Annotated in this window: 19 protein-coding genes and 1 tRNA gene; 15 read left to right on the top strand and 5 right to left on the bottom strand. The window is 57.3% G+C overall.

Features of this window, described 5'->3' with window-relative positions:
- Positions 1-32: 32 nt before the first annotated feature.
- The 11 genes from tsf (at position 33) to rpmE (ending at position 10513) form a co-directional block, all read left to right on the top strand.
- On the top strand, positions 33-956 hold the full coding sequence (tsf, locus tag ACHZCJ_RS05805; RefSeq protein ID WP_321324675.1) for a translation elongation factor Ts: 924 nt from the start codon (positions 33-35) through the stop codon (positions 954-956).
- Between the two features lie 119 nt (positions 957-1075).
- A complete protein-coding gene (gene pyrH / locus ACHZCJ_RS05800) occupies positions 1076-1798 on the top strand; it encodes a UMP kinase (RefSeq protein ID WP_159640958.1) in 723 nt (240 codons plus the stop codon).
- Between the two features lie 18 nt (positions 1799-1816).
- Entirely contained in the window at positions 1817-2374 is a 558-nt protein-coding gene (frr, locus tag ACHZCJ_RS05795) for a ribosome recycling factor (RefSeq protein WP_159640961.1), read from the top strand.
- Between the two features lie 35 nt (positions 2375-2409).
- Positions 2410-3138, top strand: a complete 729-nt coding sequence (locus ACHZCJ_RS05790; protein ID WP_321325009.1) for an isoprenyl transferase — start codon at positions 2410-2412, stop codon at positions 3136-3138.
- 2 nt (positions 3139-3140) lie between these two features.
- Positions 3141-3944 (top strand): phosphatidate cytidylyltransferase, encoded by an 804-nt coding sequence (locus ACHZCJ_RS05785; RefSeq protein ID WP_321324672.1) that lies wholly within the window; start codon positions 3141-3143, stop codon positions 3942-3944.
- Positions 3941-5101, top strand: coding sequence for a 1-deoxy-D-xylulose-5-phosphate reductoisomerase (locus tag ACHZCJ_RS05780; protein WP_159640967.1), 1161 nt, complete (start codon positions 3941-3943; stop codon positions 5099-5101). The genes ACHZCJ_RS05785 and ACHZCJ_RS05780 overlap by 4 nt, the downstream gene beginning before the upstream one ends.
- On the top strand, positions 5098-6222 hold the full coding sequence (gene rseP, locus ACHZCJ_RS05775; RefSeq protein WP_321324668.1) for an RIP metalloprotease RseP: 1125 nt from the start codon (positions 5098-5100) through the stop codon (positions 6220-6222). The genes ACHZCJ_RS05780 and rseP overlap by 4 nt, the downstream gene beginning before the upstream one ends.
- 140 nt (positions 6223-6362) lie before the next feature.
- The gene (bamA, locus tag ACHZCJ_RS05770) at positions 6363-9014 is read left to right on the top strand and encodes an outer membrane protein assembly factor BamA (RefSeq protein WP_321325007.1); all 2652 of its coding nucleotides are present in this window, start codon (positions 6363-6365) and stop codon (positions 9012-9014) included.
- On the top strand, positions 9014-9703 hold the full coding sequence (locus ACHZCJ_RS05765) for an OmpH family outer membrane protein (RefSeq protein ID WP_159640973.1): 690 nt from the start codon (positions 9014-9016) through the stop codon (positions 9701-9703). The genes bamA and ACHZCJ_RS05765 overlap by 1 nt, the downstream gene beginning before the upstream one ends.
- A gap of 10 nt (positions 9704-9713) precedes the next feature.
- Positions 9714-10172, top strand: coding sequence for a 3-hydroxyacyl-ACP dehydratase FabZ (gene fabZ, locus ACHZCJ_RS05760; protein ID WP_100095224.1), 459 nt, complete (start codon positions 9714-9716; stop codon positions 10170-10172).
- 110 nt (positions 10173-10282) lie between these two features.
- Complete coding sequence (gene rpmE / locus ACHZCJ_RS05755) at positions 10283-10513, top strand: 50S ribosomal protein L31 (protein WP_089132806.1); 231 nt, start codon at positions 10283-10285, stop codon at positions 10511-10513.
- A gap of 33 nt (positions 10514-10546) precedes the next feature.
- Here the strand turns inward: rpmE and ACHZCJ_RS05750 are convergent, their stop codons facing one another.
- Genes ACHZCJ_RS05750 through ACHZCJ_RS05730 form a run of 5 tightly spaced genes read right to left on the bottom strand, consistent with a single transcriptional unit; the run spans position 10547 to position 14786 of the window.
- Positions 10547-11494, bottom strand: a complete 948-nt coding sequence (locus ACHZCJ_RS05750; RefSeq protein WP_321324661.1) for a biotin-dependent carboxyltransferase family protein — start codon at positions 11492-11494, stop codon at positions 10547-10549.
- Complete coding sequence (locus ACHZCJ_RS05745) at positions 11491-12162, bottom strand: carboxyltransferase domain-containing protein (RefSeq protein ID WP_321324659.1); 672 nt, start codon at positions 12160-12162, stop codon at positions 11491-11493. Before ACHZCJ_RS05745 ends, ACHZCJ_RS05750 begins: the two co-directional genes overlap by 4 nt.
- Positions 12159-12917 carry a 5-oxoprolinase subunit PxpA gene (gene pxpA / locus ACHZCJ_RS05740; protein WP_321324657.1) on the bottom strand — a complete coding sequence of 253 codons (759 nt, stop codon included), beginning with the start codon at positions 12915-12917 and terminating at the stop codon, positions 12159-12161. The genes ACHZCJ_RS05745 and pxpA overlap by 4 nt, the downstream gene beginning before the upstream one ends.
- Positions 12914-14152, bottom strand: coding sequence for an Nramp family divalent metal transporter (locus ACHZCJ_RS05735; protein WP_321324654.1), 1239 nt, complete (start codon positions 14150-14152; stop codon positions 12914-12916). Before ACHZCJ_RS05735 ends, pxpA begins: the two co-directional genes overlap by 4 nt.
- Positions 14145-14786, bottom strand: a complete 642-nt coding sequence (locus tag ACHZCJ_RS05730) for a 2OG-Fe(II) oxygenase (RefSeq protein ID WP_159640985.1) — start codon at positions 14784-14786, stop codon at positions 14145-14147. Before ACHZCJ_RS05730 ends, ACHZCJ_RS05735 begins: the two co-directional genes overlap by 8 nt.
- Positions 14787-14893: 107 nt before the next feature.
- On the opposite strand from ACHZCJ_RS05730, the gene gspJ reads away from it, so the two are divergent.
- The 4 genes from gspJ to ACHZCJ_RS05710 all read left to right on the top strand — a co-directional run bounded on the left by gspJ (position 14894) and on the right by ACHZCJ_RS05710 (position 17849).
- Positions 14894-15508: a type II secretion system minor pseudopilin GspJ gene (gene gspJ / locus ACHZCJ_RS05725; RefSeq protein ID WP_321324651.1), complete on the top strand. Its 615-nt coding sequence runs from the start codon at positions 14894-14896 to the stop codon at positions 15506-15508.
- Positions 15505-16500, top strand: a complete 996-nt coding sequence (gene gspK / locus ACHZCJ_RS05720; protein ID WP_321324648.1) for a type II secretion system minor pseudopilin GspK — start codon at positions 15505-15507, stop codon at positions 16498-16500. Before gspJ ends, gspK begins: the two co-directional genes overlap by 4 nt.
- Before the next feature lie 90 nt (positions 16501-16590).
- Positions 16591-16667: transfer RNA gene (locus ACHZCJ_RS05715), tRNA-His, on the top strand.
- A gap of 129 nt (positions 16668-16796) precedes the next feature.
- Complete coding sequence (locus ACHZCJ_RS05710) at positions 16797-17849, top strand: Glu/Leu/Phe/Val dehydrogenase dimerization domain-containing protein (RefSeq protein WP_321324646.1); 1053 nt, start codon at positions 16797-16799, stop codon at positions 17847-17849.
- Positions 17850-17947: the final 98 nt, after the last annotated feature.

Below are 17947 nucleotides of genomic sequence, written 5' to 3'. Positions count from 1 at the left end.
AATTTCCCGATCAAGAAATTGAGGAACGAACAATGGCTATTACAGCAGCAGCAGTGAAAGAACTGCGCGAACGCACCGGTGCGGGCATGATGGATTGCAAAAAAGCACTGAACGAAACCAATGGCGACGTGGAAGCAGCGGTTGACCTGTTGCGGACCAAGGGCCTTGCCGCGGCGCAGAAAAAATCGAGCCGCACGGCTGCCGAAGGTCTTGTCGGCGTCGCCGTCGAAGGCACTCGCGGCGTTGCCGTCGAAGTGAACAGCGAAACCGACTTCGTTGCGAAAAACGATCAGTTTCAGGATTTTGTCGCCAATGTGACGCAGGTCGCTCTTGGCATGGACAGCGACGACGTGGACGCGCTGTCGGCTTCGGCTTACCCTGCCGGCGGCACCGTTCAGGAAGTTCTGACCAACAATATCGCTACCATTGGCGAAAACCAGGCCATTCGCCGGATGAAGACCGTTGCGGTCTCCAGCGGTCTTGTCGTTCCCTATATCCACAACGCCGTCACCCCTTCGATGGGCAAGATCGGTGTTCTGGTTGCCTTGGAAAGCACCGCAGGCGCGGATGTTCTGGAGCCCCTCGGCAAGCAGATCGCAATGCACATCGCTGCAGCATTCCCGCTGGCGCTGAACGCCGACGGTCTGGATCAGGAGATGCTTGAGCGTGAACGCGCTATCGCTGCGGAAAAGGCCGCTGAATCGGGCAAGCCGGAAAATATCGTCGAGAAAATGGTCGATGGCGCGATGGCAAAATTTGCAAAGGAAAATGCGCTGCTCAGCCAGATTTTCGTGATGGACAACAAGACACCTGTTGCTCAGGTTGTCGAGCAGGCCGGCAAAGATGCCGGTGCGGAAATCAAGCTTACGGAATATGTCCGTTTCCAGCTTGGCGAAGGCATCGAGAAGAAAGAAGATGATTTCGCCGCAGAGGTAGCCGCCGCAGTTGCCGGCTAATCGAGCGGTCGATTGAATAATTCAGGCGGTAACGCTTGGCAGCATGGCGCGGACTATCTATGGTCTGCGCCATTGTTGTTTTTGGGGCCGGGCATTGATTCCGGCGGGATAGGATTTGCATGAAACGACCCGCCTTCAAGCGTATTTTGCTGAAACTTTCCGGTGAAGTCCTGATGGGCTCCAGCGAGTTTGGGATCGACCCGGAGACGGTCAATCGCATCGCCACCGAAGTAAAATCTGCCAAGGAGGCGGGATTCGAGCTTTGTCTGGTCGTTGGCGGCGGCAATATTTTCCGCGGGCTCGCGGCGGCGGCCAAAGGCTTCGAGCGGACCAGTGCCGATTATATGGGCATGCTGGCCACGGTGATGAATGCGCTGGCCGTACAGAATGCGCTCGAACAGATGGGTTGCGATACGCGGGTTCTTTCGGCGATCCCGATGGCGAGTGTGTGCGAGCCCTATATCCGCCGGAAGGCGGTGCGCCATCTCGAAAAAGGCCGGATCGTCATTTTCGCTGCGGGCACCGGAAACCCCTATTTTACCACCGATACCGCCGCTGCGCTGCGGGCCGCCGAGATGGGGTGTGAAGCCCTTTTCAAGGGCACCAGTGTCGACGGTGTTTATAATGCCGATCCGAAGCTTGATCCCGATGCGACGCGCTATGATGAACTGAGCTTCGACCAGGTCTTGAGCGATAATCTGCAGGTCATGGACGCCAGTGCAGTGGCGCTGTGCCGGGAAAACAAGATACCGATTGTGGTCTTCTCGATCCGCGAGCAGGGCAATCTCGCAACCGTATTGGGGGGCGGCGGAACCGCGACCATGGTTGGGACAACCAAATAAAATCTAGAGGAAACAGCAATGGCAAAATATGACAAAGCCGATCTGGAAAAGAGAATGAATAGCACCCTCGAGGCGCTCAAACATGATTTGAGCGGACTTCGGACGGGCCGGGCCAATATTGCCCTGCTGGATACGATTACCGTGGAAGTATATGGATCCAATATGCCGCTGAACCAGGTCGCTACGGTCTCGGTGCCGGAACCGCGCATGCTGTCCGTACAGGTGTGGGACAAAAGCAATATCCAGCCCGTAGAGAAAGCGATCCGGTCGGCCAATCTCGGATTGAACCCGATGGTCGATGGCACCAATATCCGGCTTCCAATACCAGATCTGACGGAAGAGCGTCGTAAGGATCTCGCGAAACTAACCGGTCAGTTTGCCGAGAAAGCCCGTATAGCCATTCGCAATGTCCGGCGCGACGGCATGGATGATCTGAAGGCCGATGAGAATAAGAAGGAAATCAGCGAGGACGAGAAAAAGCGGCTCGAGACTGAAGTCCAGAAGCTGACCGATGATATGATTGCCGAGGCCGACAAATTGTCCGAGGCCAAAGAGCGGGAAATCCTGACCCAGTGAAGCTCTCGCGTTCCAAAATCGGTTCCGGAGCGGCAGTGCAAGGTGCCGCCGGTAAATCAGGCCCGACCTATGGGGCGCGTCATATTGCCATCATCATGGATGGCAACGGCCGTTGGGCCAAGCGCAAGCATCTTCCCCGTGCTCTGGGCCACAAGAAGGGCGTCGAAGCGGTTCGCAATATCGTCCGTGTGGCCGGTGAAATGGGAATGGAAGCGATGACGCTCTATGCTTTTTCATCCGAAAACTGGAGCCGTCCGGAAGAAGAAATCAGCGACCTGATGGGATTGCTGCGGCAATATATCCAGTCGGACATTGACGAATTTGTCAAAAACGGCGTGCGTTTGAAGGTCATCGGCAATTACCGGGCGCTCGATTCCGATATTGTCACGATGATCGATAATGCGATCCGGAAAACGGCCGGAAATGACAAGATGACGCTGGCCGTTGCGCTCAACTATGGCGCGCAGGATGAAATGCGCCGTGCGGTTCAGCATGTCGCGAGCCGGGTAAAGCAGGGCGAACTGGAGCCGGAGGCGATCGGTCTCGAGCATATCGCGGGGGCCTTGGACACTGTCGATCTGCCGCCACTCGATCTGCTGATCAGAACCTCCGGCGAATTGCGTCTGTCGAACTTTCTGCTGTGGCAGGCGGCTTATTCGGAATTATATTTTACCGATACGCTCTGGCCCGATTTCGACAAGGCCGAGCTTGAGAAAGCGCTGCAGTCCTTCGGTGAACGCGAACGCCGCTTTGGTGGGCGCTGAACATGAATGATCCCGCTGCACCGGTGCCCGGAAAGGCCAACGAGTTGCAAACCCGCATTATCGTGGGCATCCTCCTGATCGGAGTTGCTTTGCTGGCGGGCTATTTCGGCGGCATGCTTCTGTGGTTGCTGGCGGTGCTTATGTCGCTGGGGATCATGAGCGAATGGGCAGGGCTGACCGGTCGTCGCGACAAACGGTTGATGGCCATGTATGCGCTGTCGGTTCCACTAGCGATCATGTCTCCCTGGGCAGCGGGGCCATCGTTTCTGGCGCTCGGCCTGATCTTGGGCGCGGCGATGTTCGTCGCTGTATTCGATCGGTCGATCAAGCTTGCTGCAGGGGTAATTTACGCTGGCCTTCCAGCTCTTGCGGTTCTCTATTTACGCGAGATTGACAAGGGTATTCTTGTCATGCTGTGGACGCTGGCGCTGGTCTGGGCCACGGACATAGGTGCCTATTTCTCCGGCCGCGCGATCGGCGGACCCAAATTGGCACCACAATATAGTCCGAACAAGACCTGGGCTGGCTTGGTTGGCGGCGTTATCCTGACAGCGGCGCTCAGTTTCGCACTGCATGTCCATTGGGGACTGTCTTTCTATATGGTGCTGCTCAGCATCCCCCTGGCGGTGCTGGCACAAATGGGCGACCTGTTCGAAAGCTGGCTCAAGCGAAAAGCCGGTACCAAGGATAGCGGAACGATATTTCCGGGACATGGCGGTGTAATGGACCGGCTCGACGGCTTGATTCCGGTCGCACCGGTCGTTGCGCTGATCATGCTGGTCGATAGCTGGCCCACTCTGTCATGACCAGATCCATCTCCATATTCGGTGCGACAGGATCGGTTGGCCTGTCGACTCTGGATCTCGTTCGTCAGCATCGTGACCAATATGAGGTCTTCGCTCTGACTGCCAACGGAAACGCAGCGGAGCTTGCCGCTCTGGCCAAGGAATTCTCTGCCCGGATCGCTGTAGTGGCAGATGATGCCGCCTATCCCGCACTCAAGCAGCAACTGGCGGGGACGTCAATCGAGGCGGCTAGCGGTCCCGATGCGCTGATTGCGGCGGCGGCGCTGGGCGCCGATTGGACAATGGCAGCGATTGTCGGTTGTGCAGGATTACCGCCAACCCTTGAGGCTCTGCGCTGTGGCAAGACGGTCGCGCTTGCCAACAAGGAGGCGCTGGTTTCTGCCGGTGCCCTGATGATTGCGGAGGCCCGCATAGCCGGTGCAACCCTGTTGCCGGTCGATTCCGAACATAATGCGATATTTCAGGCCCTGCAGGGCGGACGGATCGATCAGGTCAGCAAGATTACCCTGACTGCCAGCGGCGGCCCGTTCCGTACATGGACGCACGAACAAATGGCCGGTGTCACACCCGAACAGGCGGTTGCCCATCCCAACTGGGACATGGGTGCCAAAATTTCCGTCGATAGCGCGACGATGATGAACAAGGGGCTGGAGCTGATCGAAGCCCATCATCTGTTCCCGGTCGGTCTCGACAAGATCGAGATATTGGTACATCCGCAGTCGGTCATTCATTCGATGGTCGAATATCACGACCGCTCAACACTGGCGCAACTTGGGTCTCCGGATATGCGGATACCGATCGCCAGCGCGCTGGCCTGGCCTGACCGGATGCACAGCAACTGCGAACCGCTCAATCTGGCAGAAATCGGCCGGCTGGATTTCCAGCAACCCGATGAAACCCGCTTCCCGGCCACCCGGATTGCGCGGGCTGCTATCGTGGCGGGTGGTGCCAAGCCGGCGATGCTCAATGCGGCCAACGAAGTGGCCGTCGCGGCATTTCTTAACCGAACGGTTCAGTTTCTGGACATCACAGAGATTGTATCGCGTCTGCTAGACAGTTATAGCCCGCCAGATCCGAGCGAATTGGCGGATATTTTTGCGATAGACAAGGAAGCCCGCATTCGCACCGAACAGCTGGTTGAGGAATTGAAGGTTTGACGGACAATCCCGGTTTTTTGATTTATTTATTCTCCTTTCTGATTGTCATCGGCGTGCTCGTATTCGTGCACGAAATGGGACATTATCTGGTCGGGCGCTGGTGTGGCGTCAAGGCGGAGACTTTTTCCATCGGTTTTGGCAAGGAAATCGCGGGATGGACCGACAAGCGCGGGACCCGCTGGAAAATCGGCATGTTACCGCTCGGTGGCTATGTCCAGTTCGCCGGAGACATGGATCCGGCCGGGACGAAGAGCAAGGAATGGCTCAGCCTGCCGGCGGCGGAGCGCAATCAGACCTTCCAGTCCAAACCCCTCTGGAAGCGCGCCGCAATCGTGTTTGCCGGGCCGGCGATCAATTTCATCTTTGCAATATTGATCATCATGGGTTTCGTTATCGCTTATGGTACCAGCGCAACCCTCCCGGTTGCCAGTGCCATCGCGCCTGACTCGACTGCCGCTGCGATCGGTATGGAGCCGGGTGACCGGATCATCTCGGTCGACGGGGACAAGATCGACCTGTTCGAGGATCTGCGGCAGAAGATGATCATGATCCCGGAAGAGACTGTCGAAATTGTCTATGAACGGGATGGCCGGCAAATCGCCAAGCAGGCCACAATCGGTGTCCATATGATGAAAGACCGGTTCGGCAATGAATATCGGCTCGGTATGCTGGGCATGTCATCGAGCAAGGTAGAGTGGCGCGAAGTCACGCCGCTCGAAGCACCTGGCATAGCTGTCGAAAAAACAATCGGCATCGTCGACCAGATCATTACCACGCTCGGGCAGGTGATTACCGGCAAGCGTTCGATCAAGGAACTCGGCGGTCCGCTGAAGATTGCGCAGGCTTCCGGCGAACAGTTCAAACTGGGTCTGGAAAGTTTCATTCTTTTTGTTGCGCTGATCTCAATTAACTTGGGGTTCATCAACCTCCTGCCAATTCCGATGCTCGATGGAGGGCATTTGATGTTCTATGCATTGGAAGCGGTTCGGAGGAAGCCTGCCAGCCCGAAAGTACAGGAATGGGCATTCCGTTCCGGCTTTGCCTTGGTCATGGTGTTCATGCTGGTGGTGACATTCAACGATTTAACGTCATTTGGCCTGTTCCGGGCTATCTCTGGCTGATTGGCCATTGATTGACAGGCCGCATTGGGGCAGGGGGTTGGCGAAGTTGATGCCTTGGTGTCAGTTTCATTTTTATTTCGGTTTATGGTGTGAAAGCGAGTTTGTCTGTGAATCATAAAAAGCGGCTTTTGCCCTTGTTAATGTGCGGCACGATTTTGAGTGGCGCAGCGGTTTCTTCGCAAGCGCTTGCGCAGGAAGCGGCGCAAGCCGTTCCGGCGGCCCCGGCCGATAATATTATCCGCTCGATTGCGGTTACCGGCGCCCAGAGACTGGAGCCGACCACGGTCCTGTCCTACATGAAATTGCGGACCGGCCAGCCCTATACGCAGGAATCTGCCGATCAGGCTTTGAAGGACTTGTTCGAGACCGAATTGTTCAAGGATGTCAGCATCCGGAACAACCAGGGTGCTGTGGTGATCGAAGTTGTCGAGAATCCGGTGATCAACCGGATCTTGCTGGAAGGCAACAAGCGGATCAAGGAAGACAAGATCTATCCTGAAATCCGGCTGGCTCCACGACAGATATTCACCCGTTCGAAAGTCCGCGCCGATGTGGCCCGGATTGTCGAGCTGTACAAGCGCAAGGGCCGTTTTGCGGCGAATGTCGAGCCGAAAATGGTGCAACTGGACCAGAATCGCGTCGATATCGTTTTCGAGATCAATGAAGGACCCAAGTCCAAGGTTCAGCAGATCAACATCATCGGCAATGAAGAATTTTCCGACGGCAAGCTGCGCGGAGAAATGGTCACCAAGCAGTCGCGCTTCTATCGTTTCTTCAGCTCCAGCGACACTTATGACCCGGATCGCCTGGCCTTCGACCAGCAAAAGCTGCGTCAATTCTATCTGACCGAAGGCTATGCGGATTTCCGCGTGATCTCGGCAGTGGCCGAGCTCACACCCGACAAGCGCGACTTCATCATCACCTATGTGCTTGAAGAAGGCGAACGCTACCAGTTCGGCGACGTGTCGGTTGAAAGCGATATCCGTGATTTCACCCCCGAGTTCCTGACTCCACAGCTGCCGATGAAAACCGGAGACTTTTACGACGCCAAGCAGGTCGAAGACACGGTCGAACGCTTGTCGGAAACCGCCGGCCTGTTCGGCTATGCCTTTGCCGATGTCCGCCCGCAATTCACGCGGAACAAAGAAACGCTAACCATGGACATTCTGTTCCAGGTCGCGGAGAGTGACCGGGTCTATGTCGAGCGGATTGATATCAACGGCAATACCCTGACCCAGGACAAGGTCGTGCGCCGGGAATTTCGTCTGAACGAAGGCGATGCGTTCAATAGCTTCCAGGTCAAGCGTTCCGCCAACCGGATCAAGTCGCTCGGGTTCTTCCAGGAAGATCTCGAAATCGAGCAGAAGCAGGGAAGCGCGCCGGACCGCATCATCCTGGAAGCCAATGTCGAGGAAAAGGCAACCGGCGAACTGCAGCTTTCGGCGGGTTTCTCCAGTGTCGAGAATTTCATTCTCCAAGCATCCGTGCGGCAACGAAACTTCCGCGGGAAGGGGCAGGAACTGCGCGCCAGCGTCAGCTATTCGAGCTATTCCCAGTCGATCGAGCTTGGTTTTACCGAACCCTATCTTTTTGACCGGAATATAGCCGTTGGTGCGGACATCTTCCGGCGCGATCTGAACAGCTTCAACTATGTCAACAGCGACCGGCAAACCACCTTCGAGCAGCTCACCACGGGTTTCCAGATCCGTGCCGGTGTGCCGATTACCGAATACCTGTCTGCATCGCTCCGCTATGGCCTCAGCCAGGATGACGTGACGCTGGAGCCAAGCCTGTTTTTCACCGACAGCAATTCGGACGGCATCCGTGGCAACAGCGAAGCGGATGATTGCGATCCGTTGCTGGCAGGGCGCTACCTGTGTGACGCGCTCGGTACCCGCACGACATCTTCGCTGGGGGCGTCGCTGATCTATGATGATCGCGACAATCGTATCCGACCGACCCGGGGCCAGACTATCGTTGGCAGCGTCGATTTTGCTGGTCTGGGCGGTAGCGTGAAATATCTTCGCGGCCGTTTGAATGCTTCCAAACATTGGCGCGTGCTGGGTGACTTCATCTTCACGGCCAAGGCAGAAGGCGGATATATCTACCCGCTGGAAAATCGCGGCAGCGCAGCGGACGGCATTGACGATGTGCGGCTGACCGATCGCTTCTTCCTTGGAGAACCGCAGATCCGCGGCTTCGACATCCGCGGTGTCGGGCCGCGCGTCGTGCGTTCAACCACCATTCCGGGGCTGGATACCAACGGCAATCCGATCAACGAGATTGTTGAGTTGACCAACGGCACCCAGACGGACGATGCAATCGGTGGCCGTGCCTATTATCTGGGCCGCGCAGAACTGGAGATTCCGCTCGGTTCCGGTGCCAGCGAACTTGGCTTGCGGCCTTCGATCTTCGTTGATGTCGGTGCGGTCTTCAATGTAACCCAGCCATTGCTGCTGACCGATGCCCAGACTCAGGCATTCAGCACCGTTGACAGTCAGGGCAACGCATCACCGACCGGGGCTTCTGCACCGCTTTACCTCACCACCGATAGTACCGGTGCCGCGGCAACTACATTCGATGCGTCAACCAACGGGATTGCCAATCCGATTGCTACCAGCTTCACCGAACGCTTCTTTGGTGATACAATGAGTCCGCGGCTGTCCGTGGGCTTCGGTGTGAACTGGAACTCACCATTCGGTCCCTTCCGGATCGATATCGCCAAGGCTCTGTTGAAAGAGCCGGGCGACGACACCAAATTATTCACTTTCAACGTAGGAACACAATTCTGATGAAACGTTATTTCAAAACCGCACTCGCTGTTCTCGCCGTTACCGCTGCGCCATTGGCTTCTGGATCTGTTGCGCAGGCTCAGGTTTCCGGCATTGCAACCGCAAACCCGACTCTGGCCATTGCGAAATCCAAGGCTTTCTCGACTGCCTATTCGCAGATCGGCACGCAGTTCAAATCCTATTTTGACCAGATTGATGCCCGCAACAAAACCTTGAACGGATTGCGCGCGCAGCTGGACACCAACAATGACAAGCAACTGACGCAGGAAGAGCTTGATGCTGCGGTAAAAGCGAAAAACCCCGTTTTGCAGAGCATCCAGACTGAGGAAACGGAGATCCAGAGACTGCAGACGCCGGCTGTAAAAGCGCAGATGTTTGCAGTGGAAGCCATTTTTGCCGAATATGGCAATGCCCAGCAGAAAGTGGTTTCGGACAAAAAGATCAGTGTGATTCTCGACCCGGAAGCCTTTCTTTATGCTCCGGCCCAGGCTGACGTTACCAATGACATCACCGCAGCGCTGGATGCGAGACTTCCGTCGGTCAGCACGACCCCTGGCGCCGACTGGCAACCGCAGCGCAACACCGTGGCGCTTCACCAGCAACTACAGCAACTGCTGGTTGCCAGTGCCCGTAATCAGGCAGCCCAGCAGCAGCAACAGCCTCCGGCAGCCCAGCCAGCCAGCCGCTAGTTGACCGCTGATGACCGAGCTTCTCGATTATGATGTAACCAAGGTGATGGCGGTGCTTCCGCACCGCTATCCCATGCTTCTGGTTGACCGAGTGGAAGAGCTCGTAAAGGACGAGTCCATTCGTGCGGTCAAGGCTGTCACGATCAACGAAGGCTTCTTCCAAGGTCATTTCCCGGGGCGGCCAATCATGCCCGGGGTGATGATTGTCGAGGCGCTGGCGCAAGCCGCCGGCGTTCTCGCCATGGAAAGCTTCGACATGGTGGGGTCAGGCAAGCTGGTTTATTTCATGGCGATTGACGGAGCGAAATTCCGGCAACCGGTGGAACCGGGCTGTCTTCTTTCGCTGAACGTGAAATTCGAGCAGAAACGCGCGCGTGTCTGCAAATTTTCAGGACAGGCGATGATTGGTGACAAGCTGGCGGCCGAAGCAAGCTTTACTGCAATGATAGCCGATCCTCCCGCAGCATAGGCTTTTGCAAAAGAATCTTGCCCTTTTGTCCTTCGGCGGTTAATGGGCCGCTTCCGTTAAATTTATTCGCTTTGGGTCTGGTCGGTAACCAGCCTGTTTAGGAGCCGAAAATGAAATCCGATACGCATCCAGACTATCACATGATCACCGTTCAGATGACCGATGGCACGACCTTTGAGACCCGTTCGACATGGGGCAAGGAAGGCGACACGCTGCAACTGGATATCGATCCTACCTCGCATCCTGCATGGACCGGCGGCAATCAGCGTCTGCTCGATCAGGGCGGCCAGGTGGCGCGCTTCAACAAGCGTTTTGGTGGTCTGTCGCTCAAAAAGAGCTGATGGCTGTCGGGGCTATCAGATAGTTCCGATACCTCACCACATTGTAATCTGGCCCAGCCAGGACGTTAGCAGGGATAGCTTTTCCCGGTAGATTTCTGTGGCCCGGTCGGTTGTGATCTGCACGAACTGAATGCGGGAACCCGCACGCAGTTGTCCGATCAGGTGCCGGTCGGCCCTGATGACTTGTGCAATCCGGGGATAGCCGCCGGTCGTCTGCGCATCCGGTCCGAGCAGGTAAGGGTTACCGCTGGGTGGCAGCTGGATTGTGCCGGGAAAAACCGGCGCGCTCGGCATATTTGACGAATCAGATGCGCTCAGTGGCTCTCCTTCAAGTGCCAGTCCCATGCGGTTGGCCCGCACGCCTACAGCGTAGGGTGCGAGACACAGAGCATCGAGGGCGCATTCGTTTCTTTCGGCCGCTTCCGGACCCGGCGTGATCCGCAACATATAGTCATTGCTGAAATGCGGTCGGAGGCTCTCCGGCGTGGTACGCTGCAATGCCGTGACCGGCGAATCAGGCACGAAGGGCACGCTGTCACCATCTCTCAGAGCCCGACCATGAAAGCCTCCGAGCCCTGCCGGAAGATAGGTAGACTGGCCGTCTAGCAAGCTATCGGCCTGCAAAGCAGCCGATATTGCCAGATAGGTCCGGCATCCCAGGCGATTCGGGCCGATATCGACCATGTCACCCGCCTTCACTGTGAGGGTCTGATGCCGGGGCTGTTGCTGATCATTGATCCGGAGATATTCAGCTGCACCGACAAGCGCGATGGAACATGGTCCCTTGAACCGGAAAAGAGCGCCTGAAAGAGTGATTTCGAATGCGATGGCACCCGATGGTCTGCCAACGAGGAAATTGGCCAAGGCCAGCGAAAGACAATCAGCAGCGCCAGCAGCGGGCATGCCCAGATGGCGATGAGCGGAGAAGGGGGCGCCCTGCAAAGTCGTTTGCAGCCCGGCTTTCAATATCGTGATACTCATTTGGTCGCGTCCTGCAGCCAATGGTCGAACGTATCTTTCGCAATGGCTTCGAAACGGACGATATCTCCGGCGGACAGTAGCGCCGGCTGATCTCTGGCCGGGTCAAAAAGGCGTAGCGGTGTGCGGCCGATAATTGGCCAACCGCCCGGACTGTCGAAGGAATAGATACAGCTTTGCCGGCCGATGATACCGATCGACCCCGCTCCGACCGACTGCCGCGGATTGGCCAGTCGCCCGATTTCGTTACATTCTGCCTCGCTTTCGAGATAGGCAAAGCCGGGCATGAAACCGAGCATAGCAACCCGCTGAACCTGGGATGCATGCCAGGCCGGCAATGTTTCGACGGCGATCCCGAGTTTCCGGGCGACATGCTCGCCATCCGGAGCAAAGACCGTGTCGTAACAGACGGGTATCACCACCGTTGCGGATGAGGTGCCACTCGCGCGCTCCAGATTAGCCAGATGTTGGAGGGCAATTTTCCCGGCCTGGTCCGGTGTCACAGCGGCAGGGTCGAATTGTAGCGCTATACTATCGCGACCCGGGACGATTTCCGTCCAGTCATTGCTGGCGCCAAAGACTGTCTGCGCGGCCAGAACCATTTCCCAGTCGGACAATGGTATACTGATCCAGTCATCACAGATATGAAGGGATGGTAGTTCGCCTGTCACGACCGGACTGGTCCGATCACGATACCGGCCTGTTCCAGCGCGATGCGCATCCTTTTTGCGGTTTCGAGGGCACCGTCGCTATCCGAATGGAGGCAGAGGCTTTGCGCATGGACCGTCAGTGATGATCCTTCCTGCGTGGTCAATGCCTTTCCGCTTGCCAGATCGAGGCCCTGCCGGATCCGCTGCTCTTCTTCCGCGATTACCGCCCCTTCGTCGCTGCGAGGAACCAGTCTGCCCGTATCGGTATACCGTCGGTCAATGAAAGCTTCTGCGATAAAGCCGATTTTTCTTGCGTAGGCCTTCTGCTGGACAATCGAACCATCCATGCCGACCAGCGGAAGTCTATATCGTGCCGCGATCTCGACCAGCAGGCCGGCAAGCTCCGGATCCTCCTGGGCATCATTATACAATGCGCCGTGCGGCTTGATATGGGTGAGCGAAACGCCGGCCTCTGCCGCTATTGCTGAAATGGCGTGCAACTGCTCCGTCAGACTGGTTGCCAGATCCGCCAGTGCGATATCGAGAGATTGCCGGCCGAAACCGGCCCTGTCGGGGTACGAGGGATGGGCACCGGGTGCGATGGCATTGGTCTGCGCAGCCATAAGCATCGTCCGCATGCTTTCCGATGAGCCGGCGTGGCCGCCGGTGGCGATATTGCAGCTGGAGACGATATCCATGATCGCGATATCGCGCGCGATACCTGTGGGACTCTCGTCCTCGCCCAGGTCGGCATTCAAATCGATCTTCTGCGTCATGGCCAAAATCCTAGCGCGCGGGCAATCAACCGAAAACCCAAAGTGGTTGTGATCAATAAAATTACCACCCCGAGGATATTGGCTTTGAGGCCATTGGCATATGTTCCGAGCAACTTGCTGCTATTCGCTAGTCTGAGGAGGAAAATCGCGATGATCGGGAGCAGCAATCCGTTGGCAATCTGGGCAACAAAAATCAGCTCAACTGGGCGATAGCCGAGCAGGGCTGCGAATGTTCCAGACAGGATCACGATCAGGGCACCAATCCGGAAGGGCCAGCGCGATGCGGGGGCGTTGAAAATTTCCTGCACGATATAGCCTGTGGCCAGAGGCGCGGTGAGCGCCGAGGTCAGACCCGCTGCAAACAGGCCGGCACCGAGAGTCGCGGTTGCCATATTTCCGAACAGGGGGGTGAGCTGCTGCGCCATGTCGACTGCATTTTCTATCGTCTTGCCGCTGCCAAACAGGCTCGCTGCTGCGGTTGCCAGAATCGTCATCGACACCAGACCGCCAATTCCGATCGACACGGTGTTGTCCAGTTGCGCTTCCGGCAAATGTGCCTTGTCCCAGCGGTTGCGCACACTACCGGCGTGCAGGAACAGGTTATAGGGTACGATGGTGGTGCCGATAAGCGCGATCGCAGTCATCAGGCCGCCGTCGGGAATGGAAGGCACAAACCCCGCCAGCAAGTCCCCGAAATCAGGTCTGATGAGCAGAAAGGTCAGAATGAAGGCCGCGCTCATCAGCAGCACCAGTGCGATCAGGACATTTTCCACCCACCTCGGTTTCGAGAATATCAGCATGGTTGATGCGAACAGCGCGATGGCGATGATCACGGGGGGCGAGCCGAAGGGCAGAAAACCGCCATATACAGCTTCCAGACCGAGCGCTGCACCCGACATATTGCCAGCTTCATAGGCGGCATTGCCAAGGACCAGCGCGGAAATCAGCAGCAGGGCAGCAAGCGCGCGGATGACTGGCGAATCGACAGATTTGAGCATGGCTTCGGCCAGACCCAGCCGAGTGACCAGCGCGATGCGGATTGCGAAGGACTGGAGGACAATCGTCGTGATGGTAGCGAAAACGAGCGCCCAGAGCAGGGCGAATCCGAAATTTGCACCGGCCAGAGTGCAGGCGGTTACAGTGCCCGGACCGATGAAGGCGGCGGAAACCATCATGCCGGGACCGGGGCGATAGCGCGCGAGCTTCATCGTCTTCGAGGCAATGGCTTCACCCACTCCATGGCCAGGGTTTCTCGCGAAACCATTTGGTGATCACATATTTGGTCCCTTTGCGGACCTTCATGCCGTGATGCAAAGTTGCATTATTGACCGAACCGTCGGGGTTGCGGTTATTCCAGCACAGCATCGTTCCGGTTTCCGGTGTGAAGCTTTTCTTGAACTGCGTGAAGCGTGTCGCTCCACCAGCGTCGGGCTCGTTCAGATATATCATGAACGTCCAGCTGCGCTGGCCGGAGGTTGCGCAATATTTTTCAAAATCCTGACCCTGAGGCTCGAAAAAATCCGTATGGGCCTTGAATTCCTGTCCGACCGCATAGCGCTGCCCCTGCAGCGGTTCGCCAAATTTTTTGTCGATATCGGCAAACCCGCAGATTTTTGCATCAATCTCGGCAACAAAATCGTCCTGATGATCAAGGTCGCAGGTTTCGCTGGTCCGGAAATAGTCATCCCCATTGGGGTCTGCGATGGTCGACGGGCGCCGCTGATCGTCGATCAATGCAATCAGTCTGCGACATTCGTCAGGGTGCAGGAAATTCCTGACAATGCACAATTCGATTTCCTTGCGCGGAAAGCGCTGCACCTTTCCCAATGCGACAAGATAGTCAGCCGAAGTATTATTGGCCTCTGTCATAACACCGTCCAAAATTGTACCTAACCGACCTGAGTCACGATAAATGAATCCGCGTTGATCGCAACCGCTGTTTGCGGGTTCTGCCAATTGCAATATAAGCGAGGACGATGGACAGAATTGCCGCCAATTCCCGCGATCGCAACGGCTTCACTCTGGTCGAGATGATGGTGGCGCTTTTCATCTTTGCGATATTGTCGGTGGCCGGTGTGATCATGCTCCGCTCTGCGGTCAACAGCGATGAGATAACGGCAGAAAATCTGGGGCAGATGGCAGAGATGCAGCGTTTTGTTTCGCTGATGGAGGCCGATCTGAGTCAGGCCTTGCCACGGACCTATCGTGATGATCGCGGTGACCGGATGCCGGCCTTTGCGAGCGAGACCAGCGGAGCGAAGGCGGCATTTCTGAAGTTCACGCGCGGTGGCCAGAGCAATATCAACGGGCAGGCCCGATCAAATCTGGAACGGGTCGAATATCGGCTGTCGAATGGCAGTCTCGAACGCTGGCGATACCGGATGACCGATGGCGGTTCGATCGACCAGCCGGCAGTTCTGGTTTCGAATGTCGAAACGCTGTCGGTTCGCATCCGCGACAAGCGGGGCCTGTGGTCGGATCGCTGGGCAACGGAGCGACTGGCGGACCTGCCCCGGGCGATCGAGATCCGATTCGCGCAGCAAGGGCGTCGCTACCGCCATCTGTTTCTGGTCGGTGCGGGTTACTTGTGAGCGAGATCCGGAAAATAGGAGCCGGCAGGGAACGGGGGGCCGCGCTGCTGACGGTCCTGCTGCTGGTTGCGGTCATCGCGATACTGGCGGCGCACGGGATCGACCGGCTGGCTGGCGCGACCAAGCTGGCCTCCAACGCGCGCGAACTGTCACAGGCGAAGGCCTATCTGATCGTGGCCGAATCCATCGGCATGCGGTCGGCCGAAGGTATCGTGTCTCTGTCACCGGGCCGGACCATCAACCTGGACGGCTGGAACGGCAAAGAGCAAAGTTTTCCCGTACCGGGCGGAATCATTACGGCATCGCTGTCCGACGGAGGCAATTGCTTCAATATCAACAGTCTGGTCACGCAGCAGCAGGAGGTCCTGACGGCACGCCCGGAAGGGCTGGCGCAATTCTCGCGGTTGATGGTCATGCTGGGCCTATTGGACGGCGATGCGGCCGATATTGCGGAGTCGGTTGCGGACTGGATTGACAGCGATCTGGTGGCCGCGCCCCGTGGCGCGGAGGATCAATATTATATGCAGCAGGAGGCTCCCTACCGCACGGCCAATGCGCTGATCGTCGATATCAGCGAATTGCGCACCATCAAGGGCGTGACCGATGATGTCTATGTCCGGATCGCGCCGTGGCTTTGCGCTCTGCCAACCACAGATCTGTCGCCGATCAATATCAACACGCTGCGGCCGGAGCAGGCAATATTGCTGGCGATGCTCGGCGAGATGCCGTCCGACCTGACGCCCGCCCGCCAGTTTCTCGGCCGCCGGCCGGAACTGGGCTATGCCAGTCTCAATGATTTCTGGGCGCAGTCCTATCCGGCGAGTCTGGCCGCCAATTCCGAAGTCCAGAGCCAGGTCAAGCTGACCACCCGCTGGTTCCGTGTCGATCTGGCCGTCGAGATGCAAAGTGCACTGGTCGAGGAGCGCGCGCTGATCGATGCTGCGCTGCGACCGGCCCGTCTTGTCCATCGCCAGCGCGGTGATGCGTTTTAATTGGCGAACGGTCCGCTAAATGCTTGACGATTGCTACCGCCTATCCCTATGGACCCCATCGCAATGCGGCTATATAGTGCGCGGCTTGTGGCGATCGTAGCTCAGTTGGTTAGAGCGCCGGTTTGTGGTACCGGAGGTCGGGGGTTCGAGACCCCTCGATCGCCCCATTTTTCCCTGAAGACGACGATGCGTTACCAGGCCATCACCACATGGCCGGGCTGCAAAGTCTTTCTTTATTTGTAATTAAATTACAGCTATGGGATATTTAATTACTCCAATTGTCAGGGATAACCGCTATGAGCGTGATGTGGGATTTGCCGGATTTTGATGACCATGAAGCGGTCCATTTTTTCCATGATGCCGACAGTGGCCTCAGTGCGATTATCGCGCTGCACAGCACCCATCTTGGTCCCGGTGCCGGCGGAACACGTTTCTGGCACTATGAAAATCGCGAAACCGCGGTAACCGACGCGCTGCGCCTTTCCCGCGGCATGAGCTTCAAGAACGCCATGGCCGGTCTGCCGCTGGGCGGCGGCAAAGCGGTGATTCTGGCCGACCGCAACCGTACCAAGACACCGGAAATGCTCGCCGCTTTCGGCCGGATGATCGAATCACTCGGCGGCCAATATGTGACCGCGGAAGATGTCGGAATCACCGCAGCAGACATGGTCGCTTTGACCAAGGAAACCAAATATGTCTCCGGGCTGCCGGTCAGCAATAGCGGCGAAGCCGGTGGCGATCCCGGTCCTTTTACCGCGATGGGCGTCTATCTCGGCGTGAAAGCCGCGGTAGCGCACAAGCTGGGCCGCGACACTATGGAAGGCGTCCATGTCGCGATCCAGGGTGTCGGCAGCGTCGGCGGCGGCCTCGCCCGCCTGCTGGCCAAGGATGGGGCGAAGCTGAGCATCGCCGATATCAACAAGGAGCATGCAGCTGCGCTGGCCAAGGAAATCGGCGCGACGGTCGTCGGCCTCGACGAGGTCATGCGGATCGAGGCGGATGTGTTCAGTCCCAATGCCCTGGGCGCTATACTGGACAAAGTCTCTATCGCCCATCTCAATGTTCCGATCGTTGCCGGTGGCGCCAACAACCAGCTGGCCACTCCCGAAGACGGACAGCGGATTTTTGATCGCAACATCCTGTTTGCACCGGACTATGTCATCAACTCGGGCGGCATCATCAGCGTTGGGCTGGAATATCTCGGCGAAGGCGATGTCCAGGAAGTCAATCGCCGGGTCGCGATGATTCCACAGCGGCTGACCGAGATCTGGGAACAGAGCGCGGCACAGAAACTGCCGGATTCAGATGTCGCCGACAATATGGCCATGGCGTTGATCGGCCGGGGCTAGGCCCAGACCGAACTTTACACAGTTGAATGGTTTTATTTTTTGTGACCTTTGCCTGAAAGGCTCAGGTTTCTGCCATTTTTGGGCCGCCATGCCGGCGC

Source organism: uncultured Parasphingorhabdus sp. (genome assembly GCF_963677535.2).
GTDB lineage: Bacteria > Pseudomonadota > Alphaproteobacteria > Sphingomonadales > Sphingomonadaceae > Parasphingorhabdus.
The sequence above is the reverse complement of the archived record's forward strand: the minus strand, read 5'-3'. Positions and strand labels throughout refer to the sequence as shown.

Coding starts and splice junctions, on each gene's coding strand:
- tsf (WP_321324675.1), top strand. CDS start 33: ATGGCTATTACAGCAGCAGCAGTGAAAGAACTGCGCGAACGCACCGGT.
- ACHZCJ_RS05785 (WP_321324672.1), top strand. CDS start 3,141: ATGAATGATCCCGCTGCACCGGTGCCCGGAAAGGCCAACGAGTTGCAA.
- pyrH (WP_159640958.1), top strand. CDS start 1,076: ATGAAACGACCCGCCTTCAAGCGTATTTTGCTGAAACTTTCCGGTGAA.
- gspJ (WP_321324651.1), top strand. CDS start 14,894: ATGGACAGAATTGCCGCCAATTCCCGCGATCGCAACGGCTTCACTCTG.
- ACHZCJ_RS05750 (WP_321324661.1), bottom strand. CDS start 11,494: ATGAGTATCACGATATTGAAAGCCGGGCTGCAAACGACTTTGCAGGGC.
- ACHZCJ_RS05765 (WP_159640973.1), top strand. CDS start 9,014: ATGAAACGTTATTTCAAAACCGCACTCGCTGTTCTCGCCGTTACCGCT.
- ACHZCJ_RS05780 (WP_159640967.1), top strand. CDS start 3,941: ATGACCAGATCCATCTCCATATTCGGTGCGACAGGATCGGTTGGCCTG.
- rpmE (WP_089132806.1), top strand. CDS start 10,283: ATGAAATCCGATACGCATCCAGACTATCACATGATCACCGTTCAGATG.
- pxpA (WP_321324657.1), bottom strand. CDS start 12,917: ATGACGCAGAAGATCGATTTGAATGCCGACCTGGGCGAGGACGAGAGT.
- ACHZCJ_RS05730 (WP_159640985.1), bottom strand. CDS start 14,786: ATGACAGAGGCCAATAATACTTCGGCTGACTATCTTGTCGCATTGGGA.
- bamA (WP_321325007.1), top strand. CDS start 6,363: ATGTGCGGCACGATTTTGAGTGGCGCAGCGGTTTCTTCGCAAGCGCTT.
- fabZ (WP_100095224.1), top strand. CDS start 9,714: ATGACCGAGCTTCTCGATTATGATGTAACCAAGGTGATGGCGGTGCTT.
- frr (WP_159640961.1), top strand. CDS start 1,817: ATGGCAAAATATGACAAAGCCGATCTGGAAAAGAGAATGAATAGCACC.
- ACHZCJ_RS05710 (WP_321324646.1), top strand. CDS start 16,797: ATGAGCGTGATGTGGGATTTGCCGGATTTTGATGACCATGAAGCGGTC.